This is a genomic window from Prevotella conceptionensis 9403948 (genome assembly GCF_000312305.1).
In the GTDB taxonomy this organism is placed as follows: Bacteria; Bacteroidota; Bacteroidia; order Bacteroidales; family Bacteroidaceae; genus Prevotella; species Prevotella conceptionensis.
The window spans coordinates 10,306-28,548 of sequence record NZ_HE999443.1 but is presented as its reverse complement, the minus strand read 5'-3'; the positions used below and the strand labels follow the sequence as shown (position 1 = coordinate 28,548).

Annotated in this window: 6 protein-coding genes and 2 pseudogenes; 2 read left to right on the top strand and 6 right to left on the bottom strand. The window is 47.8% G+C overall.

Annotated features, from left to right (window positions below; all coding sequences use genetic code 11):
- The first annotated feature begins 117 nt into the window (after positions 1 to 117).
- Both BN93_RS00070 and mutS read left to right on the top strand, forming a co-directional pair.
- Positions 118 to 933, top strand: coding sequence for a DUF3108 domain-containing protein (locus BN93_RS00070; protein WP_019186306.1), 816 nt, complete (start codon positions 118 to 120; stop codon positions 931 to 933).
- A 130-nt stretch (positions 934 to 1,063) separates the two neighbouring features.
- On the top strand, positions 1,064 to 3,688 hold the full coding sequence (gene mutS / locus BN93_RS00065; RefSeq protein WP_019186305.1) for a DNA mismatch repair protein MutS: 2,625 nt from the start codon (positions 1,064 to 1,066) through the stop codon (positions 3,686 to 3,688).
- 1,736 nt (positions 3,689 to 5,424) lie between these two features.
- On the opposite strand, the gene BN93_RS00060 is transcribed toward mutS, so the two are convergent.
- The 6 genes and pseudogenes from BN93_RS00060 to BN93_RS00035 form a co-directional block, all read right to left on the bottom strand.
- Positions 5,425 to 6,429 carry a 2-oxoacid:ferredoxin oxidoreductase subunit beta gene (locus BN93_RS00060; RefSeq protein WP_044259270.1) on the bottom strand — a complete coding sequence of 335 codons (1,005 nt, stop codon included), beginning with the start codon at positions 6,427 to 6,429 and terminating at the stop codon, positions 5,425 to 5,427.
- Between the two features lie 192 nt (positions 6,430 to 6,621).
- Positions 6,622 to 8,468: pseudogene (locus tag BN93_RS00055) on the bottom strand (2-oxoacid:acceptor oxidoreductase subunit alpha).
- Between the two features lie 761 nt (positions 8,469 to 9,229).
- The gene (locus BN93_RS00050; RefSeq protein WP_044259448.1) at positions 9,230 to 10,804 is read right to left on the bottom strand and encodes a RagB/SusD family nutrient uptake outer membrane protein; all 1,575 of its coding nucleotides are present in this window, start codon (positions 10,802 to 10,804) and stop codon (positions 9,230 to 9,232) included.
- Between the two features lie 24 nt (positions 10,805 to 10,828).
- Positions 10,829 to 13,978 carry a SusC/RagA family TonB-linked outer membrane protein gene (locus BN93_RS00045; RefSeq protein ID WP_019186301.1) on the bottom strand — a complete coding sequence of 1,050 codons (3,150 nt, stop codon included), beginning with the start codon at positions 13,976 to 13,978 and terminating at the stop codon, positions 10,829 to 10,831.
- A 2,013-nt stretch (positions 13,979 to 15,991) separates the two neighbouring features.
- Positions 15,992 to 16,885, bottom strand: coding sequence for a hypothetical protein (locus BN93_RS00040; RefSeq protein ID WP_044259268.1), 894 nt, complete (start codon positions 16,883 to 16,885; stop codon positions 15,992 to 15,994).
- A 233-nt stretch (positions 16,886 to 17,118) separates the two neighbouring features.
- Positions 17,119 to 18,243, bottom strand: a pseudogene (locus BN93_RS00035) (hypothetical protein); the annotation flags it as partial.

Below are 18,243 nucleotides of genomic sequence, written 5' to 3'. Positions count from 1 at the left end.
GCGCAAACACATCATGAAACGTGAAAGCGGGGGAAGGATTAAGAGGCCTTTCTCCATATAAATAACCCGCGATGCAAAGCCCAACGGCAGCGCACCGCACATAAAACACCTAACGAGATGAAGAAGATAAAGTTGGCACTGGTGCTGGTTGCGCTGCTGATGGCGGCACACATGCAGGCACAATGCACGTTTCGGAACACCGCTTTTAAGTCGGGCGAGTTTCTCACATACAACCTTTACTACAACTGGAAGTTTATTTGGGTGAAGGCCGGCACGGCATCCATGTCGGTAGTGCAAAGCGTTTACGGCGGCAAGCTCGCCTATCGGGGCAGCCTCATCACGCGTGGAAACAGCAAAGTGGACAATTTCTTCGTACTTCGCGATACGCTAATGTGCTATTCGTCGCTCGATATGGCACCGCTTTACTACCGAAAAGGCGCGCGCGAAGGCAGCAGATACACGGTAGACGAGGTGTTTTACAGCTATCCCGACGGCAGCAAGTGCCACGTTAAACAGCACTGCCAAACCCACGATGGAAACCATCTGTGGGACAATCGCACGCTAGACGAATGCGTGTTCGACATGATGAACATCTTTCTGAGGGCGCGTTCGTTCAACCCCGAAGGTTGGAAAAGTGGCAACGAAATACCTTTTACCGTGGCCGAAGGCGATGGTTTTATCCCTGCCACGCTTAAATATAACGGCAAAACGGTGGTTAAAGGAGACGATGGCGTGAAATACCGTTGCCTGGAACTGGCCTACATCGAGCGCAAACCCAATAGAAAGCCCAAGGAAATTGCCCGTTTCTTCGTTACCGACGACAGCAACCACGTTCCTGTTCGCATAGACATGAACCTTAAATTCGGCAGTGCCAAGGCCTTTGTAGTGGGCATGAAAGGGCTGCGAAGTGCCGTTTCTTCGACCGAAAAATAAAGAATGCCGGGCTAGGAACAGGGGACAACTAGGCCACAAGAAGACCTAGAAACACGAGGACAACAAGGCCTTAACCGAACAGCCTGCCTCGCCCCCAAATACGATACAACAAATAAAAACCACCCATACAATGGCGCAAAACGATCAGGGGTTAACCCCCATGATGAAGCAATTTTACTCTTTCAAGGCCAAACATCCCGATGCCTTGTTGCTTTTCCGTTGCGGCGACTTCTACGAAACATACAGCGAAGACGCCGTAGAGGCATCGCGCGTGCTGGGAATAACCCTCACAAAACGCAACAACAAAGGCAATAGCGATGCCACAGAGATGGCTGGTTTTCCCCATCATGCGCTCGACACCTATCTGCCTAAGCTTATCAGGGCGGGCAAACGCGTGGCTATATGCGACCAGCTGGAAGACCCCAAACTAACGAAAACGCTCGTGAAACGCGGCATAACCGAACTGGTTACGCCAGGAGTGGCAATGGGCGACAACGTACTTAACTATAAGGAAAACAACTTCTTGGCCGCCGTTCACTTTGGAAAAACGGCTTGCGGCGTGGCTTTTCTCGACATTTCTACGGGCGAATTCATCACCGGACAAGGCTCGTTCGACTATGTGGAGAAACTTCTGGGCAGCTTTGCACCCAAGGAAGTGCTTTACGAACGCAACCACAAGAAGGACTTTGAACGTTATTTCGGCAACAAACACATTGTGTTCGAGCTAGACGATTGGGTGTTTACCGAACAAACGGCGCGCCAAAAGCTGCTTAAACACTTTGGAACGAAAAACCTAAAAGGCTTTGGAGTTGAGCATGTTCAAAGCGGAGTGGTGGCTGCCGGTGCCATCATGCAGTACTTGGAGATTACGCAACACACCAATATCGGGCACGTAACCTCGCTGGCACTCATAGAAGAAGACCGCTATGTACGACTGGATAAGTTCACCATTCGGTCGCTCGAACTCATACAACCCATGCAAGAAGACGGCGCATCGCTGCTCGATGTGGTGGACCGAACCGTCACGGCTATGGGTGGGCGCTTGCTAAGAAGATGGTTGGTGTTCCCACTTAAAGAGGTAAAGCCCATCGAGCAACGCCTCGATGTGGTGGATTACATCTTCCGTTATCCCGAATTTCGCGCCCTACTCGACGAACAACTGCACCGCATTGGCGACCTTGAACGCATCATTTCGAAGGTTGCCGTTGGCCGTGTGTCGCCCCGCGAGATGGTTCAGCTTAAAAATGCACTGCTAGCCATACAGCCTTTGAAGATTGCTTGCCTTGAAGCCGACAACGAAACGATACGCAGGATAGGCGAACAAATGAATCTTTGCGAAAGTTTGCGCGACAGAATTGAAAACGAAATACAACCCGACCCGCCACTGGTTGTAAATCGCGGCAACGTTATTGCCGAGGGATTTAGTCCTGAACTGGACGAACTACGCAACATATCGCGTGGCGGACGCGATTTCCTCATCGACATTCAGCAACGCGAATCCGAGGCAACAGGCATCAGCAGCCTTAAAATTGGCTACAACAACGTGTTTGGTTACTACCTCGAAGTGCGCAACACCTATAAAGATAAGGTACCGGAAGAGTGGGTTAGAAAACAAACTTTGGCCCAAGCCGAACGCTATATCACGCAAGAATTAAAGGAATATGAGGAGCGGATATTGGGTGCCGACGAGAAAATTCAGTCGCTAGAAGAACGTCTTTTCAACGAATTGGTTACGGCTACGCAAGAGTTTATCCCCCAAATACAAATCAATGCCAACGTAGTGGCACGGCTCGACTGTCTGCTTAGTTTCGCCAAGACCGCCGAAGAGAACCGCTATGTGCGCCCCGTGATTGAAGATAGCGACGTGTTGGACATACGCCAAGGCCGACATCCCGTTATCGAAACGCAGCTACCACTAGGCGAACACTACGTACCCAACGACATTCAGCTCGACACCGAACGACAACAGATAATCATTATCACCGGTCCGAACATGGCCGGTAAGTCGGCTTTGCTCAGACAAACGGCGCTTATCGTGCTCCTTGCGCAGATAGGCAGCTTTGTTCCTGCCGAAAGTGCGCGCGTTGGACTGGTAGATAAAATCTTTACGCGCGTGGGGGCGAGCGACAATATTGCGCAAGGCGAGTCTACTTTCATGGTAGAAATGACCGAGGCGTCGAACATTCTCAACAATGTTTCGCCCCGTTCGCTGGTTCTTTTCGACGAGTTGGGGCGCGGAACGTCCACGTACGACGGCATCAGCATTGCTTGGGCCATCGTGGAATACCTGCACGAGCAACCCAAAGCGCGCGCCCGAACGCTCTTTGCCACCCATTATCACGAACTAAATGAGATGGAAAAGAACTTTAAGCGCATTAAAAACTTCAACGTTAGCGTGAAAGAGCTTAACGGAAAGGTTATCTTTATGCGCCGATTAGAACGCGGCGGCAGTGAACATTCGTTTGGTATACACGTGGCCGACATCGCAGGAATGCCCAAAAGCATTGTGAAAAGGGCTAACACCGTGCTGAAACAGCTCGAAACCGACAACGCACAAGTGGGCGGAACCGTGAGTAAGCCCAGTGTTAAGCACTTAGACGAAAGTCGCGAGGGCATGCAACTAAGCTTTTTCCAACTAGACGACCCCGTACTTTCTCAAATTCGCGACGAGATTTTAGGTCTCGACATCAACAACCTCACGCCTATGGAGGCCCTTAATAAGCTGAACGACATAAAGAAGATTGTGGGCGGATAGAGAAAGGTGAAAGTGTGAAAAGATAGGGAAAGGTGAAAAGACGAAAGGGTGAAAAGACGAAAGGGTGAAAAGGTGAAAGGGTGAAAAGATGTCAGTACCAGCTGATGAAAAGGCATGTTTAGTTTGGGCTAGGAAAACTAGAAGAACTAGAAGAACTAGGAAGGCTAGAACAACTAGGAAGGCTAGAACAACTAGGAATACTAGAAAAACTAGGAACGCTAGAAAAACTAGGAATACTAGAATAACTAGAATAACTAGAAATGCTAGATAGACTAGCCCACTAGCTTACTAAACCTAATGCACGTACCCCATTAACTTGTCAACCCATCAACTTCTCAACTCAAATATTGTCTACTTTTCAGCAAGAATTTTAACACTATGGGTACCCTTTTTATCCACCAACTGCCAACCTGCCCGCAAAAAATCGATTCTCGCGAAGGTTGGTTTTGATGCAAAAAGGGGTTAGTTGTAAAGGCTGGCAAAGTGAATTTTTATTTAATAAAAACGCCATTTGCACTAGATTTTGGGCTATTTGCAGCAAAATGAAGTGTAATATGCCGCTAAATGCAATGCGTTTTGGTGCAAAACGCAAGGCAAAATGCCGCTAAACGCACTGCGTTTTGATGCTAAATGCAAGGTAAAATGGTGCTAAATGCAGTGCGTTTTGATGCTAAACGCCAGATGAAAAGCATAAATATCCACACCAGTTGTATAAATAAAAGCTGTTAGAGCCATGATACTCATGGCTAAAAAGGGCAAAATATCCCTTAAAAAGTGGGTTTTTAGGGTCTAGAACGGGGTAATTGGGGGCGCAAAAAATGCGAGTTGGCAACCAAATAGAAAGGCTAAATGGTGCAAAATGCAGGTTGTATTCTTAAAAACAGACAAGTTAGAAGGCATGAAAGGCTAGAAATAGTGCCTATTTCCCCAATTTATAACCTATATTTTCACTAGAACGGAGTGAAAATTAGAGTGCCTTTGTAAAATAAAAAAACAATTATTTAACCCAAATCGGACGATAGAGTCTGTGCAGATTTTGTTTGGTTGTCGGGCGTATTGTCCGCCATATTCTTGGTGGCGTATCGGGCTACGTCAAGAGAATAAGAAAGACTATATGCCCGACAAGCAAACGAAAGATGGATAGAAAGCGATGGAAACAACCTAAAAATAATTGAAAAGCAGCCTAACAACCGATTGGGGCTTAACGGCGTTCTGAACACCATATTTGATGTTCCTAAACTTTTAGAAGACAACAATAATAAAAATTGATAATCGGTCTAACTACTGATTGGGGTTTATGGCCAAAAAGAATTGCTTTTGGAAAATGGATGTTAGAAGTGTGAAACACATACACAGCATGGCATCAATAAATCTTTATGGGTAGTAAAGGTGGCAATCTTGTTTGCTTACGCTGCATTTGTAGCTTTCCAAATCCAATTCTGTGTGACTATAAGTTTTTGAGTTTGTAGGTTGATGAGTTGATGTATTCGAGAGTTGTTGTTTTTTTCATGAGTTTATAAGCCAAAGAGTTGAGATGTTGTTGTGGGTGCAAACGCACAGCACTAACACACGTTATACATGATTACTAAGCACAGAATACAAGGGCCTAGACACACAAAGCCCCTCTCCAAGGCGAGCGGGAGCAACTATGCCATGCGTAAACAAGGCATGCCACTCCCTTCTCTCCGTGGAGAGGGGGACGGGGGGTGATACTTCTATTCTGAGGCAGTAGGCTGTTACTTCACCTCCCAAATGTCGTTCGTTTCCAGCAATTCGGTGAAGTTATGATAGGCAGCACGGCCTTTCACATCCTCGATTTGCTGTTCAACACAGGCCTCGTAAGTAGGCGATTCAACGTCGCGGATGATGCCTAATGCCACAGGGAACCCCTGTTCGTTGTTCATTAGCGCCAGTTTCATTTGCAGCGTGTGGTCTTCGGCGTGTGCATCGTGCACAAGCACATCGTCTAATGTTGCGCCGTTTTCGCCCACTTTCACCACTTTCAGCCCAAACCCTTCTTGTGCCAAGCCATATTCGTTGTTCTCTCCGAAGAGCATTTTCTCGCCATGTTTTAGGTAAATGGCGTTGCTTTTACGGCCAGGCGACGAGTAAACGGGGTCGTAAATGCCGTCGTTGAAGATAACGCAATGCTGCAAAATCTCGCAAACAGAAGTACCCTTGTGGCGTTGTCCGGCCTTCATCAGCTCCATAACGCCTTGGTTATCGGTAGCCACGGCACGTCCAAAGAAGTTACCGCGTGCGCCAAATGCCAGTTCGGCAGGGCGGAATGGGTCTTCAACAGTACCGTAAGGCGACGACTTCGACACAAATCCGCGTGGCGAAGTGGGCGAGTATTGGCCCTTAGTTAGTCCGTAGATGCGGTTATTCAGTAAGATAATGTTAATGTCTACGTTTCTGCGCAGACAGTGAATGAAGTGGTTTCCGCCGATGGCCAGACCGTCTCCGTCGCCGCTAACCTGCCAAATGGTGAGGTATGGGTTAGCAACCTTTGCACCGGTGGCAATTGCAGCCGCACGTCCGTGTATGGTCTGCATGGCATAAGTCTTCATATAATAAGGCAAACGGCTCGAACAACCGATGCCAGAAATCACTGCTGTTTCGTATGGAGCGATGCCTAAGTCGGCCATCGCCTTCTGCAACGATGCTAAAAAGAAATGATCGCCGCAACCAGGACACCACCTCGGGGTGCCTTGTTTATAATCTTGTGCTGTATAAGTCATAACAGTTGTTTTGTTAGTTGACGAGTTAACGAGTTGGTTGGTTAATGAATGGAAGTAAAGGATAAGATAGCCTTGAAGTCTGACCTAATCCGACAAGTCTGACCTGTCAGACCAGCAAACAATCGCCCTCATTGCGAGGGTAACCACTCCCCTCTCCCCTTGGAGAGGGGTCGGGGGTGAGGCTTCGTGCCTTTATTCCTCTATTATCTTCATGAATGCTTCAACCAATTCGGTGACAACAAGCGGCTGTCCCTTCACCTCATTATACTGGTAAGGCACAAATCCGTCTATCTTTCCGCGCAGGTACATGGCAAACTGGCCCATGTTTTGTTCGGCCACAACCACCTTTTTGTATTTACGCAGCACCTCTTCGGTGTTGGCGGGCAAGGGATTGATGTACTTGAACTGTGCCAAAGCCACCTTTTTGCCCTGCTTGCGCAAAGCTTTCATCGCCGAGAAAAGGTGTCCGTAGGTGCTACCGAAACCAACGATAAGCAAGTCGGCATCCTCATCGCCCTGCACTTGCACATCGGGAACCTTGATGCCGGCCACCTTTTGTGCGCGCAAATGCACCATAAGGTTGTGGTTTTCGGGTTCGGTAGAGATGTTGCCCGTCTGTCCGTCTTTCTCCAAACCGCCTAAAATATGTTCGTAACCAGGCGTTCCGGGGATGGCCCAATAGCGCGCTTTTGTTCCTCATCGCGGCGATAAGGCGTGTAGTTGCCGCGCATTTCTTCGGTTGCGAAGTGCGGATGGATGTCGGGTAGCTTGTTGATGTCGGGCAATTGCCATGCAGCCGACCCATTACCGAGAAACCCATCGGTGAGAAGTATCACGGGTGTGAGGTATTCCAAAGCTATTTTGGCGGCCATGTAAGCCGAATCGAAACAGTCGGTAGGGCTTGTTGCAGCGATAACGGGCATGGGCGATTCGCCGTTTCTGCCGTACAAAGCCTGCAAAAGGTCGGTTTGTTCGCTCTTCGTTGGCAGTCCAGTAGATGGTCCGCCGCGCTGTACGTCTATTACTACAAGTGGAATTTCGTCGATAACAGCCAAGTTGATGGCCTCGCTTTTCAAGCAGACGCCAGGACCTGAGGTTGATGTGGCGGCCAGCGCACCAGCAAACGACGCGCCGATGGCACTTGCACAGCCTGCAATTTCGTCTTCGCATTGCACCGTTTTCACGCCCAAGCTCTTGTGTTTGGCTAGTTCGTGTAGGATATCTGTTGCGGGTGTGATGGGATAAGAGCCCAAGAATAGTTGCAAACCAGCCTTTTCTGCGGCGGCGATAAGTCCGTAAGCTGTGGCCTTATTGCCTGTTATGTCCATGTAACGTCCCTTCGTTTTCACCTTCGACTCGATGCGATAGGTAGCCGGAACCGATGCGTGCGTGTTGTGTCCGTAATCGTATCCGGCCATCACCACCTTGATATTGCTTTCGGCCACATGCGGTTTCTTGTGGAATTTCTTGCGTAAGAAGTCGAAGGCAAGCTCCATGTCGCGGTTGAAAAGCCAGCATACGATGCCCAATGCAAACATGTTTCGGCACTTCAACATCGACTTATTGTCCATACCCGTGTCTTTAAGGCACTCTTTCACCATCGTGGTGATGGGGCAAGCCACCACGCAATCGGCGTCGATACCTAGTTCGGCGAGGTAATCTTCGGTTTTAAACTCAGCTTTTTTAAGGTCTTTCGGGCCAAAGCTATCGGTATCGATGATGATTGTAGCCTGCGGACGGGCGTACTTGTACTGTGTTTTCAGGGCGGCGGCGTTCATCGCAACAAGCACATCGCAGAAGTCGCCGGGCGTAAGCACCTTGTCTTCTCCGATGTGTACCTGATAACCCGACACGCCGTTAAGCGAGCCTTGCGGTGCACGAATGTCTGCCGGGTAATCCGGAAAGGTTGAGATGTCATTACCAACGGTTGCAGAGATGGTCGAGAAGATGTTCCCCGCCAATTGCATTCCGTCACCCGAGTCCCCTGAGAAACGAACCACAACTTGGTCCAATTCTTTCACTTCCAATTCTTCGGACATAATATTAGCACTTATAGATTGTTTATAATTAGAATTGTGGCAAAAGTAAAACAAATAAAAGATAGTTACAAATTTTTGAGCATGAATTTTATTAAATCATTTTGTCGTCAGCGTGTTTTGCAGTGTTAGAAAGTAAGCTATGCCTTTCATTGCGTTGCAGAGATTAAGCAATGAACCGCAATTTATTGCAGATAGTAAGCGGCTTGTTGCCTATCATCCCTTTATGATATTATTTTAATGCCTATATATAAGGTGTCGGGTGTTGCATAATTGTGGAATATATATGGGAAAAGATTGACAAGTAAAAGCGGCAACGGATGAACTGGTCACAGAGATTGAACTTGATTTGTCGACACTGATTAATCAAATTACCCAACCGAATTAACCAAATCGTGCATATTGATTAATCAAATTTCCCGACTGAATTGGCCAAATCTCCCGACAAACCAGTTCGATAATCTGGTTATCAAACATTTCCAACAAGCCCGAATAGCTTATTTTTCAACACACAATATAAAGACATCGCCATATCATCAACGTTTGGGAGAGTGAGTATAAGAACGATATGCAATCATCATAACACCCTTGGGGTGACCATACAACACAAGAATTGTATCGGTAGATATATGATATACAATCATTACAACACCCTTGGAGTGGCAATACTTGTGGGTGATACGCCCCCTCCCAGCCGCTGATTATGTGGCGATGCCTATAAAATACGATGAGGTTTTACAATTAGACTAGACCCTACTTAGGCCCTATTTGTCGGCGTAGCCCTCGTTTTGCGGACGCAATTGCGGGTTGCGTTGCATCTCGTTAAGCGATAGCGGCCACAGCAAATCTGACGATTTAATCACCGCACCCGAACCATTTGTGGCTCCAACGAGGTCCACATAGGTTACCTTTCCTTGCTCGGTGGCCGACACATTTGGGAATTTCTTCGTGCGCAAACAATCATCCCATATTTTATATTCCAATGGGAACTCGCGCAAACGCTCTGTCCAACAAGCCTCAATAAATGCTTCTTTCGACAAAGCCGACAGCTCTGTGGTGAGTTCCGCCTGCGTCTTACCCAGCGCCCTAGCCTGAACCATCGCCAAATATCCAGCAGCCTCAGCTGTAACAGCCCCGCCACTCTGCACCAAACTCTCGGCTGCATCGAGCAGCGTTTCGGCATAACGGTAGATGTTCCAGTCCTTCGTGCCGCGCCCTGTTTTAAGAACAGCCTCCTCATCAAAGTAATACCAGCATCCACGAGCGTCTGCACTGGGTGCAGTCCATACCGAATCGTTGTTCGGGTTCTTATACTTTGTGGCGAAAAATTGCTGTTCTTGTCCGCGCAAGTCGTCTGCCGTGTAGATGTTCAGATAGCGAGCGTTGGGCCCATATACGCGTTCAAAGATGTTATAACTCTTAAATACATTTATAGCCGACGAAGAAAAGGCGTAGGTTGGTCGCCAACTGGTGGTCGATATGTCAGCATCGTACTCCACGGCGTAAAGCACTTCGGGCAGGTCGTCTATGGTTCTCAGCTTGTTATAGGCGCTTTTCAGGGCCTTATCTTCATTTTCTGTGAGCGAGTATTTACCCGAATTGATAATCTGTTTGGCCGTTTCGCTTGCCTGTTGATACTTACCTTGCTGCATATACACCGCCGTAAGTGCCTGCAAAGCCACATATTTGCTTATGCGATGCCCGTTATTCTGCCATGTTTGGTCGGGAAGTGCGGCCACGGCTTCCGTCAAATCCTGTTCGATAAGCGTGTAGATGTCGGCCACAGGCGTACGTGGCTTTTCCAAATCGGTAACGTTCTCAGAGGGTTGAGTGGGCATTGGCACGTCTCCGAACCACTTTACCAGCATGAAATAGTTGAAGGCGCGGAAGAATTTAGCCTCGCCCAACAACACTTTTCGTGCCTCATCGCTCATAGGTACTTCGGGCATAGCCTTCAAAGCAACGTTAGCAACGTTGATGGCTCCATAGCAACTACCCCAAATACCATCCACAAAACCCGATACATTGTTGGTTTGTTCCTGCCTCGTAAGCGTTCTTGCATACGCACAAACGCGCTCTTGGCCTTCGTACGAGTTGCTAAAATAGCCCGTAAGCATACCAGGAATGGTCATGGCCGAACCGAAATAAGCGCTAGCGACCGACGAATGGGCAGTTACTGCCCCCCTACGATATAGTCCATTGATGTTTGAACGAATTTGATCTTCGGTCTTATTGAAGTCGCGCGAACTAAGGAGCGACTTGGGTCTTTCCTCCAAGAAGTCGTTACACGAAGCCAATGCCAAGCATGCGCAGGCTGCAAATATCATTATTTTGTTCATTTCGTGTCTGTTGTTTAGGTTCATTTAAAACGTTACATTAACACCCAGAGTGAATACTCTTGAACGGGGAAGAGAGAAGAAAGCCATGTTTTGACCGAACTTGCTGCCCTGCGACGTCATTTCGGGGTCGTAACCCTTGAAGTCTTTTGAGCAAAGTAAGAAGAGGTTATTGCCACTTAGGTACAGGCGCAGTGCGTTAAGCCCCAACGCTTTCAACGTGGCGGGCGCAAAGGTATAACCCAGTTGCACCATGTTGCAGCGCAGATAAGAGCCGTCTACCACCCAACTGGAATCCACAGTCGTGTCTTGTCCCGCATGACTTTGCGAGTCGTATGGGCTATTGGTCAAGTAAAGCATCTGCTGCATGGTATGTGGATTGCTGCCATTGTAAGCATCATAGAGAATGCTTTTCAGTCCGTTGGTTATTCCAAAGCGGTCGTACACCGAATGGTAGAATTGTTGCATGGTCTGAACGCCCGTAACAAATTGCATTTCAACCGTCAAATCCCAGTTCTTATAGTTAAGGGTGTTGGTCCAGCTACCCGTCCAATCGGGTATTCCCTTACCCAAAATAGACTTCTTTTCTTCGCGTTTGGCTCTACCAACCATCTTCTTTGTGCATCGTCCTGCCGCTTTATCTTCTTCCGTCCACACGCCCAGTCGCTTGTATCCGTAAAAGCTACCCATGCTTTCGCCCACACGTAAGATACCTTCGGGGCCGCCAACCCATTCCAATATTTCGATGTCTTCGTTGTTCTTGCCCAGTTTCAGTATCTTATTCTTGTTGTAATTCAAGTTCAAAATGGAGGTCCAGGTAAAGTCTTTCGTGCGCACGGGATAGGCTGTGAGCATAAAGTCGATACCCGAATTCTTCACTTCGCCGATGTTCTTATATACACTTCCAAAACCGCTAGAATGTGGAATGGGCGTATTGAGCAACAAGTCGGTGGTGTGCTTATAATAATAGGAGAAGTCTAGGTTAACGGCATTGTTAAACAATCCGAGGTCGAAACCCACGTCAAATTGTGCCGTCTTTTCCCATTTCAGATCGGGATTGGCCAACGAACTGATGTAAGCCGCGCCGGCCCGCTTGCCATCAAGCAGCACCGTTCCCGAACCAACGCGGGCCAACGAACGATAAGTTGCGATTTCCGAGTTGCCCGTTAGTCCGTAACTGGTGTGCAGTTTGAGGTTGCTCAGCCACGGATTGCCTTTCAGCCAGTTTTCTTCCGACACAATCCAAGCCAAACCGGCCGAGGGGAAGAAGGCGTACTTATTGTTCTTTCCAAACTTGGAAGAACCGTCGGAGCGTGCAGTAAACGTAGCCGAATAGCGGTCGTTGTAGGTGTAGGCCAAGCGTAAGAAGTACGAATTCATCTTCCACTCGTCGTAGTTAGAGCCTGGCGGACGCGGATTTTTGCCCGTTCCCATGTTCAAGTCTTCAAACAAGTCGCTCTCAAAGCTTTGTGCCTCCGAGTAGTTGTACCTCGAAGCATACGCTTGCCACGACATACCCAGCATGGCATTCACGCGATGTAAGCCTTTTAGCGTGCGGTTATAGGTAAGGTATGTTTCTTCTTGCCAATACAGGTTGTTGTGTCGGCCGTTGGTTGCCACACCCTGTTCGGTTTGCGAAATGTTGTTCAGCTCGCGCGATGCGTATCTCCTTCCTTCCTCTGCGTGCCAGTCTATACCCAGCTGCGTTTTCAAATCAAGCCCTGGCAGAATGTGGAACGTAAATGCAGCGTTGCCGAAAACCTGCGTGTTATAATACAGGCGTTTCTGCATGTCGAGTATCATTACAGGGTTCGACATGCCTTCAAAACCAAACTTACCCACCATTTCAGAGGGCGAATTAGAGGTGGTATAGCTGCCATCGGGTGTCCTTACAGGCAGCCACGGCAGCATCTCAATCATTGTTCGGCGTGCCTCTTGTCCGCCTCCGCCCTCGTCGGTATGCCTGTCCCACGTGTGGTTCACCATCAAATTAATGCCCGTGGTCAGCCATTTGGTGGGATTGGCATCGTAAGCCAGCTTACCGCTGATACGCTTTGTCCACGTATTCTTCATTATTCCTTGGTAGTCGCTGTAATTCAGGAAAGCACCCATCGACGAGGTTTTCGTTCCTTGCTGAATGTTCAGCTGGTGGTTATGCCCAATGGCCGTGCGTGTAGCCTCCTTTTGCCAGTCGGTATCGTATAGCGGATTGCCGTTGGCATCAAAATATCTGCGGTCGCTAAACCAGTAAGGACGTTCCAATTTCCAGTTGGTTCCTTGGTATTTGTTTTCGTTTTCAAGTCCTTTCATAAAGGCATCGCACCATTCGCGGGCGTTCATCACCTCCATCTTCCGTGCCATGTGGCGTATGCTCACCGAGCCCTGGTAGCTCATCCGTGTGCCTTCCGTGCCCGAAAGTCCGCGTTTGGTTGTTACCATGATAACGCCATTGGCACCGCGAGCGCCATAGATAGCCGTTGCCGAAGCATCTTTCAGCACCTCAATGCTCTCAATGTCGTTGGGGTTCATCATGGCAAAGTCGTTCATCACCACCCCGTCTACCACGTAAAGCGGGTCGGTAGAGGCGTTGATGGTGGCCATACCGCGAATGATAACGCGAGGAGAAGTGGTTCCCTGCTCCGAATTAGAGAAGATGTTAACGCCCGACACCTTACCGCGAAGGTTGTCCAACGCGCCAAAGCTTTGCGCCTTTATCATGTCTGCGCCCTTGGCCACGGCGATAGAGCCCGTAACGTCGCTCTTACGCATCGTGCCATAGCCTACAACAACAATCTCGTCGAGCATGGCTTTGTTCTCTCCCAAGGTCACCAACACGTTGTTGTTGCCCACGGTGAGCATTTGCGTATCGAAACCGATGTACGACACTTGCAATTTGTCGCCTGGTTTGGCATCTACCGAGCATCGGCCGTTAACATCTGTTGCTGCCCCGGCCTTAGTAGACATTACCACAACGCTAGCACCTACAACGGGTTCGTTGTTTTGGTCTACAACCGTTACCAACACCGTGCCTGCTCTTTGCCCAGCCTGCGATGCGTAAGGCTTCGCAGCAACATTACCTTCGGCATACGTTGGCATGCCATAGGCAAGTGCACACGCCAGCACGCCATATAGGGGTACACGCGTGGTTTTACTTAGTTTTCTTGCTTTTTGGGTCATAGTTATTTATTAAAATGGTTGATGTATAGATTGCAATTTCCGTATAAAGTTTCCTTATTGTTCACTATTAGGTCTGTCGCAAATATAGCGAAAAAATGCTTATTTGTGGTTACATATCATAAATAAGAACAAAAACGGTAATAAATTTTAACTTATTTCGTTTACTAAATCAACGAAATTAAGATTTGTTTAAGGGTTATAATCAACAAATGCAAGTCATCGAAGTATCTTTTAACCACCCACTTAGCAAGTTAACTATACCGATACGCCATTATCAAAAGGCTTTACGGCCAACGCTCTCAATTGCATTCCTTTTTCAATATAGGCAAGAAATTCGGCTTTACTTTTAATATGGCCATAAAGTAAGATAAATTCGTTGCCTTGGTGATGCCAACACAAGATAAACCCTACTGGCGTAAACGAAGTATAGCACAAACCAACTCACTGGCTTGTAAACTCACGAAAACCCAACAAATCCCTAATTCGTCAACTCACCAACTTAAAAACTTGCCAACCTCACCAACTTAAAAACTTATCAACTCAAAAACTCAAAACCTTATTAACTCACAACTTTACCAACTCACAAACTTACCAACTTACAAACTCACCAACTCAAAAGCTTATCAACTCAAAAACTCAAAAGTTCACCAACTCACAACCTCAGCAACTTAAAAACTCATCAACTCAAAAACTTAAATTATTATTTTTATCTTTACAAAACCCCTCTAATTTTCGCGCCATTCTAGCGAAGATATAGGTCAAAAAGTAGGTAAATCGCCATTTTTTCTACTCTTTTTCGCCTTGTGATTTGTCCATTTTTAGGCATATAACCTGCATTTTGCACCATTTAGCCTTTCTAGTTGGTCGCCAACTCACAATTTTTTAGCCCCCAATTACCCGCTTTTTACCCCTAAAACCCCACTTTTTGATGGCCATTTTGCCTCTTTTGGCTCTGTTTTTCATGGTTCGGAAGGATTATATTTATGCCATTGCGGTGGATATTTATGCTTTCCGCCTTGCATTTAGCGGCAAAACGCACCGCATTTAGCACCATTTCACCTTGCGTTTTGCACCAAAACGCAGTGCGTTTAGCGGCATTTTACCTTGCGTTTAGCACCAAAACGCAGTGCATTTTGCTGCATATTGCACTGCATTTTGCTGCAAATGGCCCAAAATAGGGTGCAAACGACTATTCTTGGTAATAAATATTCATTCTTGCTTATCGGTGTACTAACCCCTTTTTGCACCAAAACAAACCCTCGCGAGAATCGATTTTTTGCGGCAAGGTGGGCGATTGGTGAACAGAAAGGGCACTCATAATGTTAAATTTCTTACTATAAACTAGACAAAAACGATTATACCGCATGCTCGTGCATAGGCAACTGCACGCAATGCACGTACGCTTACAATAACCAAGGCAAGCGGTTGCGGGACATGCCGCGCGCAGCCAACGGAGAATACATCAGGGAAACGCAGAAGTAATGAGCCATAGCCAGCTTGTTTTCAACTTCTAGGAAATGTAAGGAATAACCTCCGCCAGGCCACTTTTTGGAGGGCACAACTACCTTTTGCAACAAACAAATGCAGCAGAATTTTCAGCTTTTATCGTATCTTAGTCTAGTAGTTCGTACATCAGAGGAGTACATCTATTGGTTTTACAACTCAAAGACAATAGAAATTGTCGGGGTCTTCTCTTATTTCTTGGAGTACATCTATTGGTTTTACAGTTCAAAGACAATCTGCTCCGCTTAATTTAAAGAAATATCAAAAGTCAAAACAACTTCAACCTAAAAAATTATCAACTCACCAACTCAAAAACAAAAGCTTACCAACTAAAAAACAAAAGCTCACCAACTAAAAACAACTCACCACCTCATAAACTCAAAAACTAACAACCTAAACAACTGATAAACTTACAACCTCATAACCTCAACCCCATAAATAACGCAAGCAGGGCAGGCGACCTAAGCCCCCTACCCTGCTCCATTTACTCTGCCAACAACAATCTTTTCCTTAGAAAGAAATGTCGATACCGGCCTCAACAACGTTGTAGTCTTTGCGAATAGGCACAATGGGCGCCGTATCGTAGATTATGCGATAAGTGCCACGAAAGCCTACACTGGGCGTTACGTGGTAGACAAGGTCTACTGCACCGCCAAACCGAGCGCTCTTGTGGTAGCTGTCCGGTCGGGCTTGGTGAATGCCCGTGGCGATAAACTCCCAATGTTCTCCTATCGTATGCTTGAAACTAAGCGACACATGACTCTTTATGCTTCGGCTATACGCATGGAGGGGTGTGCCAGCCGGCGGGTCGGGATATTCCCATTTTTCGAACTCATAGAACATTCCTGCTGTGGCAAACATAAGGAAATGGTCGGTATTTACCAATCGGTAGCGCGACTGCAAGCCGGCAGAAACCTTGAAGTTCATACCCCTACTGCCTGCCCATTGCGATTCGGCGTAAGGGTAAACCTCAACGGCAGGGACAAGCAAGTAACGAAACTCTGCATGTACATGACCGCCACTCACGGTAACTTTCTTTCCATAAGCAGAAAATTCTAGCTTGTTGATGAGGTTCACCACGCGATTTTTGCCGATAAGTAAGTTAAGGTTGGCCGTGTTCTTAAAGGTAAGTACGTTCTCTTTCTCTGTCTTAAAGTCGAGAACGGGCTGCAACGAACCTTGTATCGTCTTTGTGCTGTCGATGTTCATCGTTAGGTTTTCCGTGAAAAGCATCTGCGCTTGTACAGGAATTGAGACGATGAAACCCAAAAGCACATAAGCAAACGGCCTTACGTATGCCCCTTTTTCTGGGGTTGGATGAAATAATGATGCAAACAGATAGGATAGCATTTTGCCTATTCTTTCATTGTAGGGCCGATGCCCCTTCCATGTTTCTCTAATCATGTTCTTGTCTTTGTTATCCTTAATTTATATGTATGTTGTTTGCAAAGGTAAAGATTATAACTTGAATATAGGTTGCACTTAGGCTGTTTTTAACGGATGCCTAAGCCCCAGACTTGGGTTAAAGCCCTGTATAACGCAAGCAGGGCAGGCGACCTAAGTCCCCTACCCTGCCCTGTAATGATATACCCATTGGCAGTGCTAACCGCACAATTGGGTGGTATTGCCGCACCTGTTTATAGCCTGATGGCCTTGCTCCATCTGCCGTTGTTCCATGTTATGCGAACCACCAACACGCCTTGGGGCAAGCCCGTTACTTGCAAACTGTCGGCGTTGGCTGGCAAAGCGTGGCGCGAGAGCAACAAGCCGCTCGTTGAGAACACCTCGACAACGGCCTGATTGGGCAGTGACGAAAGGCTCAACACGCCCTTGTGTGCGCTTAGTTGGATGGCATTGGCCGATGCCGAAGGCGCAACGATACCCGTTGAAGGCCCGTTCCAAGCATGCTCGTAAGCACCAATGAGGGGCGTTGATGCGTGGCGCAGCTGCCCAAGTATGTCGGTCTGTACGACGGCAAGGGGCGTGGCGTGGCGCAATTCGGGTTCCGAAAGGGGTTGCAACAATACGTCTGATGCAAATTCCACCTTATTATTATAGGCGTATCGCTCGCCCGAAAGAGCCATCCAAGCCGAAAGTGTGGCTACGGGTGTGCGCACATCGGCCAGCGAAGGACCGTTGGTGTAAAGGTTGTTGTGGTCTAAACGCAAGCTTGCGAGGTTTTCTTTGCGTGCGCATTGGTAAACGGCGCCCTTGCCCGTATTGGCAAAAAGGTTGTTGGTTAGGCGCACGTTGTCGGCCATTTTGCCGAGTATGCTCACCGTAATGTCTTTCTCGTTGCCTGCAACACAAAGGCTATTGTGGGCTACCAGCAGGTTGGACAGGTCGCCTTTCAAGGTTAATGCCTTAGAGGGATAGCTCCTTGCGGGCGTTGTGCCGTGGCTAACCATCACCACATTGTTGACTATCTGCGCCTGCGAAGTGGGCAAACCCGACATGTTGCGCACGTAAATGGCCGTGCAATAGGCCTTTGTGGACAGGTTGATGCGGTTACGGGCAAGGCGAACATCGCCCGAGGCATCGATGTCTACGGCGTTAAAGTCGTTGTGGTCGGAGGTTTCGTTCTCTATAATGTTGCCTTCGATGTGGGCATCCGCCTCGCGTGCCACGTATATGGCCTTCGCTCCTTGGTTGCGGAAGACGTTGTTGAGGATGCGCCCACCCACTTCTTTGGGCAGTGCCACAATGCCTGTGCCGCCCAAACGCACGCCCATATAACCGCCTTCGAGCAGCGAACGTGAAAG

Coding starts and splice junctions, on each gene's coding strand:
- BN93_RS00070 (WP_019186306.1), top strand. CDS start 118: ATGAAGAAGATAAAGTTGGCACTGGTGCTGGTTGCGCTGCTGATGGCG.
- mutS (WP_019186305.1), top strand. CDS start 1,064: ATGGCGCAAAACGATCAGGGGTTAACCCCCATGATGAAGCAATTTTAC.
- BN93_RS00060 (WP_044259270.1), bottom strand. CDS start 6,429: ATGACTTATACAGCACAAGATTATAAACAAGGCACCCCGAGGTGGTGT.
- BN93_RS00050 (WP_044259448.1), bottom strand. CDS start 10,804: ATGAACAAAATAATGATATTTGCAGCCTGCGCATGCTTGGCATTGGCT.
- BN93_RS00045 (WP_019186301.1), bottom strand. CDS start 13,978: ATGACCCAAAAAGCAAGAAAACTAAGTAAAACCACGCGTGTACCCCTA.
- BN93_RS00040 (WP_044259268.1), bottom strand. CDS start 16,885: ATGATTAGAGAAACATGGAAGGGGCATCGGCCCTACAATGAAAGAATA.